Origin of the sequence: Paenibacillus sp. JCM 10914 (assembly GCF_001315105.1) — a bacterium.
Classification (GTDB): Bacteria; Bacillota; Bacilli; order Paenibacillales; family Paenibacillaceae; genus Paenibacillus_AQ.
The window spans coordinates 1-1,782 of record NZ_BAZR01000073.1 but is presented as its reverse complement, the minus strand read 5'-3'; the positions used below and the strand labels follow the sequence as shown (position 1 = coordinate 1,782).

The window sequence follows — 1,782 nt, the reverse complement described above, 5'->3', positions numbered from 1 at the left end:
TCACGGATGCGCCCGAATCCGCCAGCATATAAGCGAGACGCTCCTGTGGATACGACGGATCCAGCGGTACATACGCGCCACCTGCTTTGAGCACACCCAGCAAAGCGACGATTAAATCCGCCGACCGGTCCATGCATATCGCCACAAGACTCTCCGATTCCACCCCCTGCTGACGCAGATAATGCGCCAGTTGGTTACCTCGTCGGTTCATTTCCGCATACGTCAACGTCTCATCCTCGAACACAACCGCTTCCGCACCTGGCGTCCTCGCTGCCTGTTCTTCGAACAGCTCATGCACAGGCTTGTCGTCTGAATACGGGCTTTTCGTTTCGTTCCAATCATAAAGAAGCTGCTGATTTTCACTTACTGACAACAGAGAAATCTCTTCTAACTTTTTACTTGCAGATTCTTGCAATCTTTCAGCCAATGATTCGATTTGGTAAACGATCTGTTCAATAAACGAATCCTCAAAACGACCAGAATCATACATCATTTTTACTGACAACCGTTTACCGGGAACCACCAACACAGTGACAGGATAATTGGTTTGTTCCTTACCAATTACCTCTTGAATAATAAGGTCTTTCCTTCCCGAACTCGTTGATGCAACCTCCGCCGGAGTATTTTCAAACACCAGCAGGCTCTCAAACAACGGAGTCCCGTTCGGGAGCGTACTCCAATTCTGAACCTGAAATAAAGGGCTGTATTCGTATTTACGGAGAACCGCTTGTTTCTTCTGAAGACCCTTGAACCACTCTTCGAGCGTTTGACCACCATTCATTTTCACTAATAGGGGCAACGTGTTGATAAAGGAGCCTACCATCGTATCGATTTCCGCTATCTCCGCCTCGCGGCCCGAAACAGTAACACCGAACAACACATCTTTCTTTCTCGAATAATGGTGAAGAACCATCGCCCAAATGCCTTGCATAACCGTATTGATTGTCAATTGGTGATTCAGAGCAAATGCTTTGACTGACCAGGAGACTTCCTCCGAAAGGAGAACTGTTCTTTCCTTATATTCCGTTTTATCGTATTTTTTCAGAACGTTATCCGAAGGGAGCACGGTCGGGGAATCAAAGGATTCCAGTTCCTTTTTCCAGAATCGTTCCATCTCACGTTCATCCTTTTGTTCCAACCAACGAATGTACGCGGAGAACGGTCGCGAGATTTCTAAATATGCACGTTCTCCATCCACGCCCGACATATACAATCTTTGGAATTGTCGGAGTATAAGTGATAGGCTCCAGCCGTCAAGTAACATATGGTGGTATGTACATACGAAAGAATATTCTTCTTCTCCCGATTGCACGAGAACCAGCCTCATCAGAGGAGGAAAGGATAAATTAAATCCGGTCTTCCGATCTTCCGTCAAATAACGCTGAAGCTCCTCTTCCTGTTGTTCTCTATTCAATGACGTCCAGTCCATCATTGAAATCGCGAGGGATCCATGCTTGTAAACCACTTGAAGCGGCTCATCCAACCCGTCCCATACAAATGAAGTCCTGAATACCGAATGACGGTTGACGATTTCTCCCCAAGCATTCTTAAACTTATTTGTATCCAGATTCCCTTGCAATCGAACTACGAATTGTACACGTAGCTTCCAGCTTCAGGGTCATAAATAGTATGAAATAACATCCCTTTCTGAAGAGGGGTCAGTCTGTAGATTTCTTGGATGTCATCGGTATTCGACACGCCAAAAGACTGAAGTTGTTGCCGGTCGACAGCGAAGTACGGTAAGTCTTCGGGTTGCTCTCCATCATGGAATTCAGCTACTGT

2 protein-coding genes are annotated in these 1,782 nt (G+C 46.2%); both read right to left on the bottom strand.

The window, feature by feature from the left end; genetic code table 11:
- On the bottom strand, positions 1-1,579 hold a 1,579-nt coding region (locus JCM10914_RS28080; RefSeq protein ID WP_231638779.1), incomplete at its 3' end, for a condensation domain-containing protein.
- Positions 1,580-1,584: 5 nt separating this feature from the next.
- Positions 1,585-1,782, bottom strand: a 198-nt coding sequence (locus JCM10914_RS31160; RefSeq protein ID WP_206778020.1) for a hypothetical protein, incomplete at its 5' end; no start/stop codon positions are given.